The sequence below is a fragment of the Desulfovibrio sp. genome (assembly GCF_018379785.1).
Classification (GTDB): Bacteria; Desulfobacterota; Desulfovibrionia; order Desulfovibrionales; family Desulfovibrionaceae; genus Desulfovibrio.
Genome location: NZ_JAGZUV010000025.1, coordinates 19,867 through 36,306 on the forward strand (window position 1 = coordinate 19,867; position 16,440 = coordinate 36,306).

The 16,440-nt window shown below is 64.4% G+C and carries 14 protein-coding genes; 9 read left to right on the forward strand and 5 right to left on the reverse strand.

Annotated elements, in window-relative coordinates; translation table 11 throughout:
* Positions 1–639, forward strand: a complete 639-nt coding sequence (locus KH208_RS07210) for a hypothetical protein (protein WP_291435105.1) — start codon at positions 1–3, stop codon at positions 637–639.
* A 172-nt stretch (positions 640–811) separates the two neighbouring features.
* On the opposite strand, the gene KH208_RS07215 is transcribed toward KH208_RS07210, so the two are convergent.
* The 4 genes from KH208_RS07215 to polA all read right to left on the reverse strand — a co-directional run bounded on the left by KH208_RS07215 (position 812) and on the right by polA (position 7,570).
* A complete protein-coding gene (locus tag KH208_RS07215; protein WP_291435107.1) occupies positions 812–1,870 on the reverse strand; it encodes a radical SAM protein in 1,059 nt (352 codons plus the stop codon).
* A gap of 17 nt (positions 1,871–1,887) precedes the next feature.
* Entirely contained in the window at positions 1,888–2,769 is an 882-nt protein-coding gene (locus KH208_RS07220) for a translation initiation factor IF-2 (RefSeq protein ID WP_291435109.1), read from the reverse strand.
* Entirely contained in the window at positions 2,766–4,544 is a 1,779-nt protein-coding gene (locus KH208_RS07225) for a TraB/GumN family protein (RefSeq protein ID WP_291435110.1), read from the reverse strand. Before KH208_RS07225 ends, KH208_RS07220 begins: the two co-directional genes overlap by 4 nt.
* A gap of 257 nt (positions 4,545–4,801) precedes the next feature.
* Positions 4,802–7,570 carry a DNA polymerase I gene (polA, locus tag KH208_RS07230; RefSeq protein WP_291435112.1) on the reverse strand — a complete coding sequence of 923 codons (2,769 nt, stop codon included), beginning with the start codon at positions 7,568–7,570 and terminating at the stop codon, positions 4,802–4,804.
* Between the two features lie 97 nt (positions 7,571–7,667).
* On the opposite strand from polA, the gene KH208_RS07235 reads away from it, so the two are divergent.
* The 6 genes from KH208_RS07235 (at position 7,668) to KH208_RS07260 (ending at position 12,995) form a co-directional block, all read left to right on the forward strand.
* On the forward strand, positions 7,668–8,777 hold the full coding sequence (locus tag KH208_RS07235; RefSeq protein WP_291435114.1) for an ABC transporter permease: 1,110 nt from the start codon (positions 7,668–7,670) through the stop codon (positions 8,775–8,777).
* A 13-nt stretch (positions 8,778–8,790) separates the two neighbouring features.
* Positions 8,791–9,660, forward strand: coding sequence for an ABC transporter ATP-binding protein (locus KH208_RS07240; RefSeq protein ID WP_291435117.1), 870 nt, complete (start codon positions 8,791–8,793; stop codon positions 9,658–9,660).
* On the forward strand, positions 9,657–10,622 hold the full coding sequence (locus KH208_RS07245) for an MlaD family protein (RefSeq protein WP_291435119.1): 966 nt from the start codon (positions 9,657–9,659) through the stop codon (positions 10,620–10,622). The genes KH208_RS07240 and KH208_RS07245 overlap by 4 nt, the downstream gene beginning before the upstream one ends.
* A complete protein-coding gene (locus KH208_RS07250) occupies positions 10,622–11,218 on the forward strand; it encodes a membrane integrity-associated transporter subunit PqiC (RefSeq protein WP_291435121.1) in 597 nt (198 codons plus the stop codon). Before KH208_RS07245 ends, KH208_RS07250 begins: the two co-directional genes overlap by 1 nt.
* A complete protein-coding gene (locus tag KH208_RS07255; RefSeq protein WP_291435122.1) occupies positions 11,215–12,333 on the forward strand; it encodes an HD domain-containing phosphohydrolase in 1,119 nt (372 codons plus the stop codon). Before KH208_RS07250 ends, KH208_RS07255 begins: the two co-directional genes overlap by 4 nt.
* Before the next feature lie 122 nt (positions 12,334–12,455).
* Entirely contained in the window at positions 12,456–12,995 is a 540-nt protein-coding gene (locus KH208_RS07260) for a GNAT family N-acetyltransferase (protein WP_291435124.1), read from the forward strand.
* 326 nt (positions 12,996–13,321) lie between these two features.
* Here the strand turns inward: KH208_RS07260 and grpE are convergent, their stop codons facing one another.
* Positions 13,322–13,948 carry a nucleotide exchange factor GrpE gene (grpE, locus tag KH208_RS07265; protein WP_291435126.1) on the reverse strand — a complete coding sequence of 209 codons (627 nt, stop codon included), beginning with the start codon at positions 13,946–13,948 and terminating at the stop codon, positions 13,322–13,324.
* 228 nt (positions 13,949–14,176) lie between these two features.
* On the opposite strand from grpE, the gene hisD reads away from it, so the two are divergent.
* Entirely contained in the window at positions 14,177–15,481 is a 1,305-nt protein-coding gene (gene hisD / locus KH208_RS07270) for a histidinol dehydrogenase (RefSeq protein ID WP_291435128.1), read from the forward strand.
* A gap of 20 nt (positions 15,482–15,501) precedes the next feature.
* Positions 15,502–16,389, forward strand: a complete 888-nt coding sequence (locus KH208_RS07275) for a phosphoribosylaminoimidazolesuccinocarboxamide synthase (protein ID WP_291435130.1) — start codon at positions 15,502–15,504, stop codon at positions 16,387–16,389.
* The last annotated feature ends 51 nt before the right edge of the window (positions 16,390–16,440 follow it).

A 16,440-nucleotide genomic window follows, 5' to 3' on the forward strand; every position in this document is an offset into this window, starting at 1 on the left:
ATGACCACACTGAAAACCATGGAAGCGCGCCTGCAGGCGCAGTCCGCGCTCCACTTTTTTCCTTATACAGGCCCGGAATACGGCGTTGCCGCGCCACGGATCGCCATGCTGGGCGAAGCGGCCCACGGCCCGGCCCCGGCGGGACAGAACCGGAGCTTCGTCCGTTCCGTGGTGCGCACAGCATTGGACGAAAGCGCCAGGGGCATGAAGGGCGACCACTGGATTCGCTACATCCGCAATATTGAAGCCATGCTCGGCGGCCGGGAATACGGCGCGCCGGAACGCTGCTGGCAGAAGCTGGCCTATGCCGTCTTTTTTCAAAGGATCAAGACCAACCCCGGCGACGAGCACACGCCGGAGGACATCCGCCGGGGCCGGGAAGCCTTTTCCGCCCTTCTGGATATTCTTGCGCCCGATTATCTCATTGTCTGGGGGCAGGCTTTGCTGAAGAACGGCTGGCTGCCTCGGGAAGGACTGACCACGCTGGAAGCCTCCCTGCCGGTCTACGTCTATGCCGCCCATCCGCATACCCTGATATGGGAGTGCCATCATCCGTCCCGCGATTTCAGCTATCGGACCGAACACGCGCGCTGGCTGGCCGTGCAAAAGACGGCGGCAGCCGGTGACAGAACGGTTTAGGGGTTTAGTCCCACCTTGAAATGCACTGAGGAAGCTCTGATTAATGAAGATTTTTATTCTCTGCCAAGGCGTCGAATCCCGGGTGAAGGGAGTATATTCAAACAGATCCGATCTCCGCACGAAGTGAGCCGGACACAGGCAGAGGGCAAAAAGACCATTAGTCAGTGCCTCCTTAAGCCTCAAAACGCTTGGGACAGGCCAGACAGCAGGCGTCCGGCGCGTTGTGCGCCAGCGCGGCGCGAAACTCGCCGAACGCTTCGCTGTTCCACACCGCCCAGGGATCGTCGTCAAGAACGTTGCCGAAGACCCGGCGGCGCGGCTCGTCCCGGTCAGCGGGCACATTGAGGTAGACGCAGGGCGAAAGCGCGCCGTCGGCGTCCACGTACAGGCTGCGGGCCACGTTTTCGCGACAGCCTCCGGCGTCCGCCAAAGGCCGGGGGCCCGGCAGGGCGTAATAGATTTCCCTCCCGTCCTCCGCCGCCTGCGCGGCGGCGCGCTCCAGCACGGCACGGGCGCGGGCAATCTTGTCCGTCTCTTCCGGCGCAAAGGCGAGGGCGGCCTGTTCCGGCGCGGCGATATAGTCCAGCGTACTGATCACGGCCGTGCGCACGTCCAGCTCGGCCATCAGCCGGGGCAGCCCGGCCGCGGCGTCTATTCTGTCGGCCAGCAGCAGATAGGCCAGATGAATTTCCAGGCCCGTCTCCTTCCGCTCGGCCGAAGCATGCTGAGCGGCCCGGACCAGGCGGACGGCCTCGCAGACCCGCTCAAAGGGCACGCCGGACCGCGCCGCATTGGAGGCCGCGTCCGTGCCCGCCAGAGAAAAAGCCAGCATGTCCATGCCGCTTTGCACAATGCGCGCGGCCAGGTCCGCATCCATGCACAGGCCGCAGGAGGTGCTGGACACCTGGCAGCCCGCCTTGCGGGCCAGGGCCGCGAAATCGAAAAAACGCGGATGCAGCAGGGGTTCTCCCCAACCCTGGAGATGCGCCCGGCCCGAGCGGCGCAACAAGGGCCAGAGGGCCGCGAAAACAGCATCCGGCATGTGGCGCGACCGCCAGACGGCGGCCTGGGTGGTATGCGGACAATAGACGCAGCGCCCGGCGCAGCACGAGGTCACTTCCACCTGCACGCAGTCCAGAGGGCGATGTTCGCCCAGCAGCAATTCCCGCAGGCGTTCGCCCAGACCGGGCGCGCGGAAGGCCGGATTTCGCAGCGGATCATTCCCGGTCATCACAAGCCCCTCCGTAATCAGCGTCCCAGCAGCCGCGCCAGCCAGCCTTTTTTTGCCGCCCGCACGGACCAGCCGGTTTCCACACAGGGCAGAAAAAGGCTTGCCCCCCATTTTTTCTTGAAAAAGGCCACGCCCGGATGAATGCCCAGACCCAGATTGAGCAGGCCGTGCCCGCGCGTCTCCGCTTCGGCCGCCAGGGCCGCCAGCAGCGCGTCCGCCGTGCCCGGCGGCGCGTCCGGACGGCGAAAGGCGAACATATAAAACGCGGTGGAAAAGGACGAGTAATCGCCGATGGCACATCCGGCCAGGCCGCCGTCCCGGCGGCGGGCGGAAAACAGACGGGCCTGCGGCGCGGCGGCCAGATACGCGTCCAGATGCCGGAAAATGTGCACGCTGCCCGGCTCCAGAGCATGGGCGCGGCAGAAATCTTCCACCAGGGCCGCGTGCTCCGCTGTCCAGCAGTCCGGGCCGCCGCTCTGCTCCACCGTGATGTCCCGCGCGGCCCGGCGCAACATGTTTTGCAGCTTCTGGCCCACAGGGGGTACAGGCAGAGGCAGGGACCAGTAGGCGTCTTCCCGGCTCTCGGCCCCGGGCGGCGCGGCGGCCGGGCGCGCGGCGGCCAGCACCGTAATTCGGGACAGCCGGGGCAGGGTCAGGGCTTCACGCACGGCCGCGTCCACGGCCGCCGTATCGCGCGGGTCATGCAGCGGATAGCCCATAAGCACCACCTCGCCTTCGCCCGTGTGCCCCACACAGTCGCCGAACAGGCGGGGCCGCAGACCGGACACGGCCCCCACATAGGGCAGAAGCTGTTCCGGCGTCACGGCCTGCGCCGTCACACGGGCCAGTCCTCCGGGCAGGCCGCGCGCCGGATTTTTTGCGTCCCCGAACGGCGTCACCAGCGCACCTCCTCATCCCCGCGCCAGAGCGCGCGCAGTTTGTGCCCGAGGCCGGGCAGGCAACGGCGCACCCGGAAGCCGTCTTCCGCCAGCATGCGACGCAGATTGACCAGATGAGCCGCGCCCACGAAAACCGCGCACCGGCCTTCTTCCAGATACGGCCGCATGCGCTCCCGGAAGCGTTGGTCGCGGACAGTGACCACATATTCCGTGCGGGTGGGGAATTCCGCGCTGGAACCCATCATCCGCTCAAGATCCCCGGCCAGATAGGCGCGCATGTTCCGGCGGGACTGGGCTTTCCAGCCGTCGCAGGCCCGGAAAAAACGCAGCACCCGCTCCACGGGCACCGACTCCAGCGAGGCCAGCTGTTCTTCCAGATTTTCCATGCCGACCACGTTTCTGCCCATGTCGTGGGCGATGCGCCAGGCCTCCATATCCACGGAGCCGCACCAGCCCTGCCGTTCCAGAAAGGCGGTCCAGAGAGAGAAAAAGGCGCACCAGGGCCGGGCATGGCGCAACAGCCAGCGCACGTCCGCCTTGCGCGCGGCTTCCATGCCCAGCCAGCGGACCAGCGAGCCCTCCGGGCCGCGCACCACCCGTTCCAGACGGCGGATTTCCTCCTCGCGGAGCATTTCCAGCAGCGGCTTGTGCTCCGGCGGCAATCGTTTGCCCGCCTGATCCACGGCGGCCAGGGCGTCCTCGTCCAGCGGGCCTTCAAACAGCACGTTGTCTACCTTGCGGAACAGGCGGATAAAGGACGTCTCAAAGGAATAGCAGAAGAAGTGGGCCGTACCGCCAAGCCAGGACACTCTGCCGTTTTTTTCCACTTCCCAGAGCATGGCAAAGGGGCGCTGATCGGGCCGCGCGTTCTCCGGCGACGGCAACGACGGCGACGGCGCGGCGGCGGCGCGCAGCAGGGCCAGGGTCAACGCGCGGGCCGTATCGGTATGCGCGGCACGCGGTTTTCCCTCCCAGGCGGCCATGACATAGGGCAGATAGGGCCTGCCGCCCCATTTGCGCTTGAAGCGCAAAATACCTTCATTGACGCCCAGGCCCAGGTGCACGTAGCGCTTGCCCGCCCGGCGGGCCTTTTCCAGCATGGCCGCGAACAGCAGGTCCGCCGCGTGGGGCGTATATTGCGCGCGGGAATGCGCGCCGAGCACATAGGAGCAGAATTTTTCCGGCGCGTCGTCCAGCAGCAGGCAGGCGGCCAGACGGCCTTCCTGATCCCAGGCGTTGAGCAGGCACAGCGCGCCGCCGGCTTCGGCCAGGGCTTCGGGAGTGCGGGCGTACAGTTCGCGCACGTGCGGGGCCAGCGGCCTGGCCTCTTTCCGGTCCGCGCGCCCCATGAATTCCGCCCAGAGCCGCCGATGGGCAGAAGTGAACTCGCGGCCCTCCTCCACCCGCAGCGCGGCCGCCGCGCGGCGCAACACGCCGCGCAGCCGGGCCGGGGGCTCGGCCCGCGCCGAAAGCAGATAGTAACGGTCGCGATCGACAATATGAGAATGCAGACGCGGCGGCAGATCCGGGCCCACGGCCCAGCAGCTCGCGGCCCCGCTTTTTTCCAGGGCTTCGTCCAGGGCCGCCTCAAAGGCCGTATGGCTGTATTTGCCGCGCAGGGGATAGGCCACGGCCATGAGCCAGTCCTCGGCGGCCAGGAAAAGATACGGCCCCACGCAAAAGGGCGCGCCCCGCGACATGGCCAGCATGAGCGGCAGGGAATGCTCCGGCACGCGGGCCAGGGCGTTGATACGGGCAAGGAACTCGGTTTCCATACAGTTACAAAAAATGTTTTCCCAAGTGCTGGTTCAGGCTTTGCCTCTCCCAAGATGCATTTTGTCTTTTGGCAAGAAAAAAACGGGACGGATTTCTTCGCAGGCCGTGGGCAATCCACGCAAAGCAGGGAATTTTGTTCTTCCAGCGAGGAAAACAAGTTTTTTACGGAGCGGAGTGTACTCTAACGTACTCGACCGAAGTAAAAAACGCCGTTTGACGAAGCTCGAAGGCAAAAGAACCGCTTTGCGCGGGTTGCCTAGTGGGCGGTGCCCCAATCATGCCCCACCCCCCAGTCCACCACCAGGGGCACGGAAAGCGTTTCGCCGCCCGGAGCCACTGAACTCATCAGGGCGGCCACCCGCGCACCGGCCGCTTCGGCCGTGGCTTCGGGCGCTTCCAGCAGCAGTTCGTCGTGCACCTGCAAGAGAAGGCGGGCATCCATGCGCCGCAGTTCCGCATCGTGGGCCACGGCCAGCATGGCCAGTTTGATGATGTCCGCGGCCGATCCCTGGATGACCGTATTGATGGCCTGCCGCCGGGCCAGGGCAAAAGCCTGGCCGTTGGCCGAAAGGATGTCGGGCAGCAGACGGCGGCGGCCGCCCAGGGTGGTCACGTAGCCCTGGCGCTTGGCCGTGGCTTCCACGCTTTCGTAAAAGGCCTTGAGGCCCGTGAGCCGCTCAAAATAGCGGGCAATGAACTCCTTGGCCTCGGCGGTGCTGATCTTGAGTTCCTGGCCCAGCTTCTGCGCGCCCATGCCGTAGATCAGGCCGAAGTTGATGGTCTTGGCATTGCGGCGCTGGTCCGGGCTGACCTCATCGGCCTGCAGGTCGTAGATCAGGGCCGCGGTGCGGGCGTGAATGTCCTCGCCCTGGCGGAAGGCGTCCAGCAGGGCCGCGTCCTGGGACATGTGGGCCAGCACGCGCAGTTCCACCTGGGAATAGTCGGCGGAAACCAGGGTGCGGCCCGGCCCGGCGATGAAGCAGGCCCGCATGCGCTTGCCCAGCGGGCCGCGCACGGGAATATTCTGCAAGTTGGGATTACTGGAGGACAACCGCCCTGTGGCCGTGGCCTTCTGATTGAAGGTGGTGTGGATGCGTCCCTGCCCGTCCATCAGACGCGGCAGCGGGTCCAGATAGGTGGAACGCATCTTCTCCAGCTTGCGGAATTGCAGAATGCTGTCCACCACAGCATGGCGTCCGGCCAGTTTTTCCAGGGTCTGCTGGCTGGTGGAGGCCTGCCCGCCCTTGGTTTTGCGCGGCGAGGGCAGATTCAGGGTCTTGAAGAGCACATCGCCCAGTTGCTGGGCCGAACGGATGTTGAAGGTCGTGCCCGCCGCCGCGTAGACCTCGGCGGTAAGGCGGTCCAGTTCGTGCTGCACATCGGAGAGAAAAGCCTGGAACGCGGCGGCGTCGATAGCCACCCCGCGCCCTTCCATTTCGGCGAGCACCGGGGTGAGGGGCAGTTCCAGCGTGTTGTAAAGCTCGCGCAGCCCGTCGCGGACCAAACGATCCTCCAGGGCTTCGGCCATAGCCAGAGCCAGCCGGGCCGGACCCCCGCCCTCGGGTTTCAGAGCCGCCCCCCAGCGCGCGGCCAAGCGGGGCCAGCCGTAATCGCTTTCCTCGGGATTGAGCAGATAGGCGGCCAAGCCCAGGTCGAAACAGCGCGGCGGCGTTTCGCCCAGAGGCAGATTGCGCCAACAGGGCGCGGCGGTCAGCAGGGCCTTGAGGTCGGCCACCACCAGACGCCGGGCCGATTGCAGCCAAGCGCAGAGCATGTCCATGCGCCCGGTCCAGCAGTATTCCGCCGGCTCCGTCGTCTCGGGCAGCGGGTCGCCCACGGCCAGATGCGGCGGCTGATTGGGGCCCTGCGGCCAGATCAGGGCCACATGGCGGCCCGCGCAGTCCGGCAGGGCGGAAACATCCGAGAGTTCCGGGGCCAGAGGCTCTTCAACGGCATCCAGCAGGCTCATCTGCGCGCCCGTGCGGGTCTGGGGCCGCGAGGCGCCGCCGGATGACGCCGCAGCGGACGCAACGCTTTGCGCACCGGCCTTCCGCGCGGCGGCCCCCTCGGCTCCGGACACGGCATCCTCTGTCCGCGCGGCCGGACGCGGGGGCGCGGCCGTTTCCTCCTCGCTCTGGCGACGCAGCAGCGAGGCCATTTCCCGGCGCAGGGCAAAAAGTTCGAATTCCTCGGCCAGAGCCCGGCATTCCGGCACATTCAGCGGCCGTACCTCCAGGTCGCCCAGGGTCAGGCTTTCGCAGGCTCTGAGCGACAAGGTGGTCAGCTCACGCCAGATGAACATATCCTCCAGATGGCCGCGCATCTTGTCCTGAATTTTGGGCGGCAGCAGGACGAAATGGTCCCGGATGTCCTCCAGACTGGGGCAGATCTCGAAGATCTGGCGCGCGGTCTTGGGGCCGATGCCCGGCACGCCGGGAATATTGTCGCTGGCGTCGCCCACCAGGGCCTGCACGTCGGGCCACTGGGCCGGGCTGACCCCGCTCTCGGCCCGGAATTCGGCTTCGTTGAGGAGCTTTTCCTCGCGCGCCGCCGGATCCCACATATAGACGTTGGGACCCAGGCATTGTTTCAGATCCTTGTCGCCGCTGACGATGACCACCGGGTGCCCGGAAGAAAAGCGGGCCGCCAGGGAGGCGATGCAGTCATCGGCCTCGCAGCCCTCGGAGACTTCCAGCTTGAGGCCCAGGGCGTGCACCATGCGCAGGATGGGCTCGATCTGTCGGGCCAGATCCTCGGGCATGGCGTCGCGGTTGGCCTTGTACAGCGGAAAGATGTCGTGACGAAAATTTTTGCCCTTGCCGTCCTTGACGAAGACGAAATGACGGGGCCGCTCCTCGCGCAGAATGCGCAACAGCACGCGGGTCACCACCACCAGGGCGTTGGTGGGGAACCCGTCGGAACGCTGCATATTTTTATTGGCGAAAAAGCCGCGGTAAATGAAGGCGGAACCGTCCATCAGAAATATGGGATCAGAGGCTAGGCCCAGACGTTCTTTCAGTGACATGGCAGTAGGGGTTGAGGGTTGCGCGGCCCGGTCGGCGTCGCCGCTTGCGGAGAAGACATGCTGCGGGTATAATATAGGGATGGAAACAAGTCCGCAAGTGACAGCTTCGGCCCGGGGGCCGCTCTGGCTCGTAAGCGTGGGCGGCCGCTGGAATATGGAAGAGCCCTGGCCTGAGGAAGCCGACGCGGCCCTGGCCGGCATTGCGGACCGGCGCGTGCATGAATTGCGCCTGGAAGCAGATGATCTGGGCCAGTGGGACACCAGCCTGCTGGTCTTTCTGGTGCAGATGGTCAAGGCCGCGCGCGCCCGCAAGCTGGATGTGGATCTGGCCCTGCCCGAAGGCCTGGAACGCCTGCTGCACATGGCCTTCGCCGTTCCCGCGCAGGAAGGCGCGGCCCGCAAAAAAAGCGACGCGACGTTTTTGTCCGGCCTGGGGGACGCGGCCCTGAGCCTGCCGCCCAAGATCGGGGACTTTCTCAGCTTCTGCGGCGAGGTGACGCTCTCCATCTGGCGGCTTTTTCTGGGCCGAGCCAAGATGCGCAGCCAGGATTTCGTGGCCGCCATGTATGAATGCGGGGTGCAGGCCCTGCCCATCATCTCCGTCACCAGCATGCTCTTCGGCCTGATTCTGGCCTTTGTGGGCGCGGTGCAGCTGACCCAGTTCGGCGCGCAGATCTATGTGGCGGGCCTGGTGGGCATCGGCATGCTGCGGGTCATGGGCGCGGTGATGGTGGGCGTGGTCATGTCGGGCCGGGTGGGCGCGGCCTACGCCGCCCTTATCGGCACCATGCAGGTCAACGAAGAGGTGGACGCCCTGGCGACTCTGGGCATCTCGCCCGTGGACTTTCTGGTGCTGCCGCGCGTGCTGGCGCTCACGGCCATGGTGCCCCTGCTGACGCTCTACGCCGACCTCATGGGCGTGCTGGGCGGCTATCTGGTGGGTGTCATGATGCTGGATCTCAACCCCATGGAATACTTCAACGCCACCACCCAGATGGTGCCCTTCAAGCATGTGATCATCGGCCTGGTTTACGGTACGGTTTTCGGGGTGGTCATCGCCGTGGCCGGCTGTTACCAGGGCATGCGCTGCGGCCGCAGCGCCCAGGCCGTGGGCCAGGCCACCACCACGGCGGTGGTTCATTCCATTGTGGGCATCATCGTGGCCACGGCCGCCATCACCGTCATCTGCAACGTCCTGGGCGTCTGACATGAGCATGGGCATGAGCATGGACAAAGACAAAACCAGAACGGCGGGCGGAGCCGGGCCGGACGAACGCGAGATCCGGATCAGCGTGCGCGGCCTGCAGGTGGGCTACGGCTCCTTTGTGCTCATGCGCAATGTGGAATTCGACGTGCGCGCCGGAGACGTTTTTTTCATCATGGGCGGCTCGGGATGCGGCAAAAGCACGCTGCTGCGGGTGCTCATGGGGCTCAAGCCCCCCCAGGCCGGGCAGGTGCTTTACGGAGGCACTGATTTCTGGGGCGGCGGCGAGAATGTGCGCCGGAAAATCATGCGCCACGCGGGCGTGCTCTTCCAGGGCGGGGCGCTATGGAGTTCCATGACCCTGGCCGAAAACGTGGGCCTGCCCCTGCAGCAGTATACGGATCTGGACGATGAGGAAATCCGCGAACAGGCCTCGCTCAAGCTGGCCCTGGCCGGGCTGGCCGGATTTGAGGATTATTATCCCTCGGAAATCAGCGGCGGCATGCGCAAGCGCGCAGGTCTGGCCCGCGCCCTGGCCCTGGATCCCCAGATCCTCTTTCTGGACGAGCCCTCGGCCGGTCTGGACCCGGTCAGCTCCCATCTGCTGGACGATCTGATTCTGGAATTGCGGGACACGCTGGGCACCACTTTTGTTATCGTCTCCCACGAACTGGCCAGCATTTTCGCCATTGCCAGCAACAGCATTTTTCTAGACGCGCAGACCCGTTCGGTCACGGCCAGAGGCAATCCCAACGAGTTGGTGCGCGATCCCCATACCGAGAAGCGGGCCCTGCTCTTCCTGACCAGAGGCGGCGGACGCCGCGGAGAGGACTCCGCCCGTGACGACGCCGGGGCAGCCACGCCCGACAAGGATACGTCAGAATGACTTCACAAGCATACAAAACCATGGTGGGCGCCTTTGTGCTGGGCGGCATCGGTCTCTTTGCCCTGGGCCTGGTTCTGCTGGCCGGGGGGCGCCTGTTCAGCAACGACGTCGAGTACGTGCTCTATTTTGACGGCTCGGTGAGCGGCCTTTCCATCGGCGCGCCCGTGGTCTTCCGCGGCGTGCCCATGGGCAGCGTCACCCAGATCAGCCTGGTAGCCAACTCGCGCGACTCCAACGTGACCATCCCGGTGCACATCCGCATTGACGAAAAAAGCATTGTGCGCGCCGGGGGCAGAGGCATTTCCGAGGCCTTCCAGCAGGAGATCATCCGCCGCATGGTCCAGCGCGGCCTGCGCGCCCGCCTGCAACTGCAAAGTCTGATCACCGGCCAGTACCGCATCGAGCTGGATTTCCACCCGGACACCCCGGCCAATTTCCGCTCCTCCACGCCGGATCTTGAAATTCCCACCATTCCCTCGCCCATTGATACGCTCCAGCGCACCCTGGCCAAACTGCCTCTGGAACAGATGGTTCATTCGCTGGATTCCATTCTGGAAGATCTGGCCCAGGCCCTGGCCGACGGCAAGCTCAAGGAAGGCATCGCCTCCTTTGCCGGCACCTTTGCCGAGGCGCAGCGCATACTCAAGGACAGCCCCCTGCGCAATGCGGCGGACAGCGCTTTGCAGCAAATCGACGGCGCGGCCCGTGCCGTGCGCCAGGAACTGCCCGGCGCGCTGGTGGCCTTCCGCGAGGCCATGACCAACATGGCCCAGGCCGCCGACCAGTTGCGCAGGGTTTCGGGCTCGGCCCAGGATATGCTGGGACGCGACTCGCCCGCCATGAACGATCTGCGCCGCCTGCTCAAGGAAAGCACCGCAGCGGCCCGCGCGCTGCGCGACCTCGCGGACCTTCTTGAACGCAACCCGGAAGCCCTGCTCAAGGGCAGAAAAGGAACACGCTGATGTCACGCCGTATCTTTCTTCTGGCCGCGTTGCTGACCCTGCTGACCGCCTGCGGCCGCAGCACGCCCACCAACTATTATCTGCTGGAGAGCTCGCTGGGGCCGGTGCAGGCCGACGGCCTGCCCGCCAAAAGTCTGCGCGTGGCCCAGGTCTGCGTGCCGGAGTACCTGGACCGCAGCGGCATTGTCAGCCGCGTGGACGGCCAGACCCAGGTGATCGTGGCCCAGTTCCACGCCTGGGCCGAACCCGTCAGCAACGGCGTGCGCCGCGTCACCCAGGAGGTGCTGACCCCGCCGCTGCTGGCCGAAGGCATCAATGTGCTGCCCTCCGGTGACGAAAGCAGCGGTGATTTCACCCTGTTGCTGGACGTGCAGCGCCTGGACGGCAATTTTGACGACAAGGCCGTGCTGGAGACGCGCTGGACGCTCCGGAACAGGGACAACGCCATCCTCGGCCGAGGCATTTACGCCTCCCAGGAAATGGTGCGGGGCAAAACCTACGACCTGCTGGTAGGCGCGGAAAGCCGTCTGGTACGCCGTATGGCGGACTATCTGGCCGAAAAACTGCCGCCGCTGATGCGCGGGAAAAGGTCATGAGCGCCGTTGTTTCCGACGCCGCTCCCGCGCCCAGTCGCGTGCTGATCGTGGACGACGCGCCGGAAAACCTGCGCATTCTGAGTGAAAGCCTGCGCGGGGACTATACCATCATGTTTGCCAAAAACGGCCGGGACGCCCTGCGTCTGGCCGATGGCAAGCCCACGCCGGATCTTATCCTGCTGGACGTAATCATGCCCGGCATGAACGGCTATGAAGTCTGCCGCCGACTCAAGGAGTCGGCGCGCACCCGCGACATCCCGGTCATGTTCATCACGGCCCAGAACGAGGAGATCGACGAGGCCGAGGGCCTTTCCCTGGGCGCGCAGGATTATATCAAAAAGCCCTTTCAGGCTTCGCTGGTGCGCAGCCGCGTGGCCAACCAGCTGGAATTCAAACGCTATCGCGACCATCTCAAGGAACTGGTGGACGAACGCACCCGGCAGCTGGCCCTGACCCAGGAAGCCACTATTCACGCCATGGCCAGCCTGGCCGAATGGCGCGACCCGGAAACCGGCGCGCACATCAAACGCACCCAGAATTACGTCCGGGCCCTGGCCGAATATATGGCTACTCTGCCCCAATACGCGGACCGTCTTGATGCGGACGCCATTTCCTGGCTCTATCTGTCCGCGCCTCTGCACGACGTGGGCAAGGTGGCCATTGCCGACGCCGTGCTGCAAAAGCCGGGACCACTCACGGACGAAGAGTACGAGGCCATGAAGGAGCATACCGTACGCGGACGCGCGGTGCTGGCTTCGGCCGAACAGGTGCTGGGCGGCAATTCCTTTTTGCGGGTTGCCAGCGATATCGCCTATTGCCATCATGAACGCTGGGACGGCAAGGGCTACCCGCGCGGGCTCAAAGGCGATGAGATTCCCCTTTCGGCCCGGCTGATGAGCGTGGCCGACGTCTACGACGCCCTGCGCAGTCAGCGCGTCTACAAGCCCCCCATGAATCATGAGATGGCCGCTAAAATCATCCTGGCCGGGCGCGGCACGCAGTTCGCTCCGGATGTGGTGGACGCCTTCGCGGCTATCCAGAACCGGTTCCGGGACATTGCGGAGCGCTATTCCGATCAGGATGACGCAAGCAAGTGCGCCAATGCTCCCGCGTAAGAAAAAATACTTGTGGTTTGAGCCGTTGCTGTCTGCTTCAATGTGGATATACCGACGCCGGTAAAGCTGATGAACAGGGCGGTCATCGGCTTCTCCAGCTTGTTTTTCAAGAGGAGAACAAAATGCTGAGACAGGCAGTCGCCGCGGATCTGGACCATATAGAAGAAGGATATCAGGAGCATTTTTTACATGAAAGAGAACACGGCGCATTTACCGTCTTTCAGGAGGGGGTTTATCCAACAATAGAAGACGCGAAGAGAGCGTTGCTGGCCGGGGCCTTATTTGTATGCGAAGAGAGCAATATTCTGGCGGGCAGCATCATTGCCGATACGCGGCAGCCGGATGAATATGGAAAAATAGACTGGCCCAGTCGGGCGGCAGACGAAAAAGTGATGGTCATCCATCTGGTTCTTGTACGCCCCGGCATGGCAGGAAAAGGCATTGGCTCGTCACTTGTGAATTATGCGCTGGAAACAGCCAAACAGCGTTCATGCGAGGCAGTCAGACTGGATACAGGCTCACAAAACATTCCCGCTGTTTCCTTATACAGGAAGCTGGGGTTTGAACTGGCAGGGACTGCCAGCATGAAGGTCGGCGGATTGATTGCCCACGCGGGACATCTCTTTTTTGAAAAAAAACTATGCCGCAATTGCGGGGAATGAACGCAAAATGCAGCACACGGGCGCATCCGCACGCTGATCTTTAGAGCATTTAACAAAATGTTCGCTTACGGCGAGCAAAGCCCTCCTGCTCGCATTTCGTGACAAGGATTCGCAGACAAATCCTTGTAGAACAGTTGGCGCATTTCATGCGTGAACTGCTCTAGCTCGCTGCCTTTCCGCACTTTTTCCAGGCCGTGCATAACACAGAAAAGCCCGGCCGCGCCGGGCATTTTCTGGATAACAACCGCATTGCGCCCCGGATTTCCGCCCGTGCTGACCAGATCAGCGCTTGTCGGCGTGCCGGGGCGGGCCGTTCTTACTGGTTCTTACTGATTGATCATCACCTTGGCCGGGCGCAGCAGTCGGTCGCCCAGCTTGTAGCCTCGCTGGAGCACGCGGGCCACAACGCCGGGAGCAAGGTCCGGCCGGGCTTCAAAGCCCACGGCTTCATGCACTTCCGGGCTGAATTCCTCGCCCTCTTCGCCCAGCGGCGTCAGACCGTGCTTGGTCACCGCCTCCCGCAGCAACTTGCGGGTCATGGCCACGCCCTGAAGCATGTCCTTGCAGGCTTCATGCTTGCTGCCGTATTGCAGGGCCAGGTCCAGATTGTCCAGAGTGGGCAACAGATCGCTGAGCACGTTTTCGGCCGCGTAGCGCATCTGTTCCTGATGTTCCCGGGTAAGACGCTTTTTGAAATTTTCCATTTCCGCAGCGGCACGCAGGCGCAGCTCCTCAACCTCGGCCTTGAGGCGCGCCTCGGCGTCTGCCTCGGCCTGGTCCACAGCGGCTCCCGCGTCTTCCGGCACAAGGGCTTCGTCGCGCAACGCGTTGTCCCATCCGTTGTTATCCGGGCTCATGCCCTGCTGCTCCGGACGACCTTCACCGGCCTCGTCCTGAAATTCCTCGCCGGCCTGGGCCGACCGCATATATGACTGCATCGTATGACGCCGCATGCTTCCTCCTGAAACGTGCCGCCCTGAAAACGTCATCCCGATGGATGCTTCAGTAGGACGGTGTATATCTGTATTGAGTAAGGTCGCCGCGCCGTACTGTCAAGATGCGGCCGCGCGCACGGCATTGCGGGAGCGCCGGGCGCGTCTCCGGCGGGCAATACCCAGCATGCGCCTCGACATTCTCGCGGCCCTTCTGTATATTGGCCAGATTGCTGAGAGGACTTGCCTATGACATGCCGTATTCTGACCCTGCAGAACGAGCAGGAATGGCCCAAAGCCGCCCAGTGGCTGCGGGGCCGCAGCAACCCCGGCGATGGGGTTGAAAATGCCGTGCGGGACATTCTGGCCGCCGTGCGGGACAAGGGCGACGAAGCCCTTGTCGACTTTACCCGCCGCTTTGACTGCCCGGATTTCGCGCCGCCCCTGCGCGTGAGCGAACAGGAAATCGCCCGCGCCGCGGCGTCGGTTTCCGTGGAAAGCCGGGAACAGATCAGCGGGGCCGCCGCCAACATCCGTGCCTTTCACGAAGCCCAGCTGGAGAAATCCTGGTTTCTGACCCGCCCGGACGGCAGCATCCTGGGCCAGCGGGTTCTGCCCGTGGACGCCGTGGGCCTGTATGTGCCCGGCGGCCAGGGCGGCAACACGCCCCTGGTTTCCAGCCTGCTGATGAACGCCATTCCGGCCCAGGTGGCGGGCGTGCCGCGTCTGGCTGTCTGCACGCCGCCCCGCAAGGACGGCAGCGTCAACCCGCACATCCTGGCCGCCGCCCATCTGCTGGATATCGACGAAGTTTACCGCGTGGGCGGGGCCTGGAGCATCGCGGCCCTGGCCTACGGCACGCAGAGCCTGCCGCCGGTGGACGTCATCGCCGGTCCGGGCAATATTTATGTGACCACGGCCAAGCGTCTGGTTCAGGGCACAGTGGGCATCGACATGATCGCCGGGCCCAGCGAAGTGCTGGTTCTGGCCGATTCGTCGGCCAATGTGAGCTGGATCGCGGCGGACATGCTCTCCCAGGCCGAGCATGACCCCCTGGCCTCGGCCATCTGCGTCACGGACGATTCCCGTCTGGCCGAAAGCCTGCAACAGGAACTGGACAGCCAGTGCGCAAGCCTGCCCAGGGCTCAGACCGCCGGGCGTTCGCTCATGGACTGGGGCGCCATCGTGGTGGTGCCCAACCTCAGCGTGGCCGTGGCCGTGGCCAACCGCGTGGCCCCGGAACATCTGGAAATTTGCACCCGCGACCCCTGGGCCGTGCTGCCGCACATCCGCCATGCGGGCGCGGTCTTCATGGGGCAGCACAGCCCCGAAGCCGTGGGCGACTATTACGCCGGTCCCAACCATGTGCTGCCCACTCTGGGTACGGCGCGTTTTTCCTCGGCCCTTTCCGTGCAGACCTTCTGCAAGAAAACCAGCATCGTGGCCGCCTCGTCGGCCTTTCTGCTGCAAAACGCCCCGGCCATCGCCGCTCTGGCCCGTCTGGAAGGTCTGGAGGCCCATGCCCGCTCGGTGGAAGCCCGCCGGCATAAATAGCGGCACAACAGGAGCTCATAATGAAAGTCGTCGTCAAAACGGACATCACCGCCTATCCCCTGCTTTCGCGCGGCAAAGTGCGCGACATCTACGATGTGGACGAAAAAACCCTGCTCATCGTCACCACGGACCGCATGTCGGCCTTTGACGTGATCATGAGCGAGCCCATTCCTTACAAAGGCGTGATCCTGAACAAGATCACCCTGTTCTGGATGGATAAATTCAAGGACATCATCCCCAACCATCTGCTGGAAAGCGACGTGAACCGCTTCCCGGCCGCCCTGGATCCCTGGAAGGACGAGCTGGAAGGCCGTGCCGTGCTGGTGCGCAAGGCCAAGCCCCTGCCGGTGGAATGCATTGTGCGCGGCTACATCACGGGTTCCGGCTGGAAGGACTACCAGGCCACCGGCCAGCTCTGCGGCTACAGGCTGCCCGAGGGCCTGCGCGAGTCGGACAAACTTGAGCCCGCCCTGTTCACCCCTTCCACCAAGGCGGAACTGGGCCAGCACGACGAAAACATCAGCGTGGCCGAGGCGGCCCGCCTGCTGGGCGAGGACACGGCCCGCCTGGCGGAAAAGACCTCCCTGGCCATTTACGAGGCCGGGCGGGCCTATGCCTCCGGGCGCGGCATCATCGTGGCGGACACCAAATTTGAATTCGGCTTCATTGACGGCAGCCTGCACCTCATCGACGAAGTGCTCACCCCCGACTCCTCGCGTTTCTGGCCCGCTGACCAGTACAAGGCCGGACAGGGCCAGCCCAGCTTCGACAAGCAGTATCTGCGCGACTGGCTCAAGAAACAGCCCTGGAATATGCAGCCGCCCCCGCCGCACCTGCCCGAAGAGGTCATCCGGGCCACGGCGGAACGCTACAAGGAAGCCTACGAGATTCTGACCAGCGAAATTTAACGGGCTCGCGCCCGCAGGACCAACATTCATCAACCGAAGGCCGGCGCGCCG

Coding starts and splice junctions, on each gene's coding strand:
- KH208_RS07210 (WP_291435105.1), top strand. CDS start 1: ATGACCACACTGAAAACCATGGAAGCGCGCCTGCAGGCGCAGTCCGCG.
- KH208_RS07215 (WP_291435107.1), bottom strand. CDS start 1,870: ATGACCGGGAATGATCCGCTGCGAAATCCGGCCTTCCGCGCGCCCGGT.
- KH208_RS07225 (WP_291435110.1), bottom strand. CDS start 4,544: ATGGAAACCGAGTTCCTTGCCCGTATCAACGCCCTGGCCCGCGTGCCG.
- polA (WP_291435112.1), bottom strand. CDS start 7,570: ATGTCACTGAAAGAACGTCTGGGCCTAGCCTCTGATCCCATATTTCTG.
- KH208_RS07240 (WP_291435117.1), top strand. CDS start 8,791: ATGAGCATGGACAAAGACAAAACCAGAACGGCGGGCGGAGCCGGGCCG.
- KH208_RS07245 (WP_291435119.1), top strand. CDS start 9,657: ATGACTTCACAAGCATACAAAACCATGGTGGGCGCCTTTGTGCTGGGC.
- KH208_RS07250 (WP_291435121.1), top strand. CDS start 10,622: ATGTCACGCCGTATCTTTCTTCTGGCCGCGTTGCTGACCCTGCTGACC.
- KH208_RS07255 (WP_291435122.1), top strand. CDS start 11,215: ATGAGCGCCGTTGTTTCCGACGCCGCTCCCGCGCCCAGTCGCGTGCTG.
- KH208_RS07260 (WP_291435124.1), top strand. CDS start 12,456: ATGCTGAGACAGGCAGTCGCCGCGGATCTGGACCATATAGAAGAAGGA.
- grpE (WP_291435126.1), bottom strand. CDS start 13,948: ATGCGGCGTCATACGATGCAGTCATATATGCGGTCGGCCCAGGCCGGC.
- hisD (WP_291435128.1), top strand. CDS start 14,177: ATGACATGCCGTATTCTGACCCTGCAGAACGAGCAGGAATGGCCCAAA.
- KH208_RS07275 (WP_291435130.1), top strand. CDS start 15,502: ATGAAAGTCGTCGTCAAAACGGACATCACCGCCTATCCCCTGCTTTCG.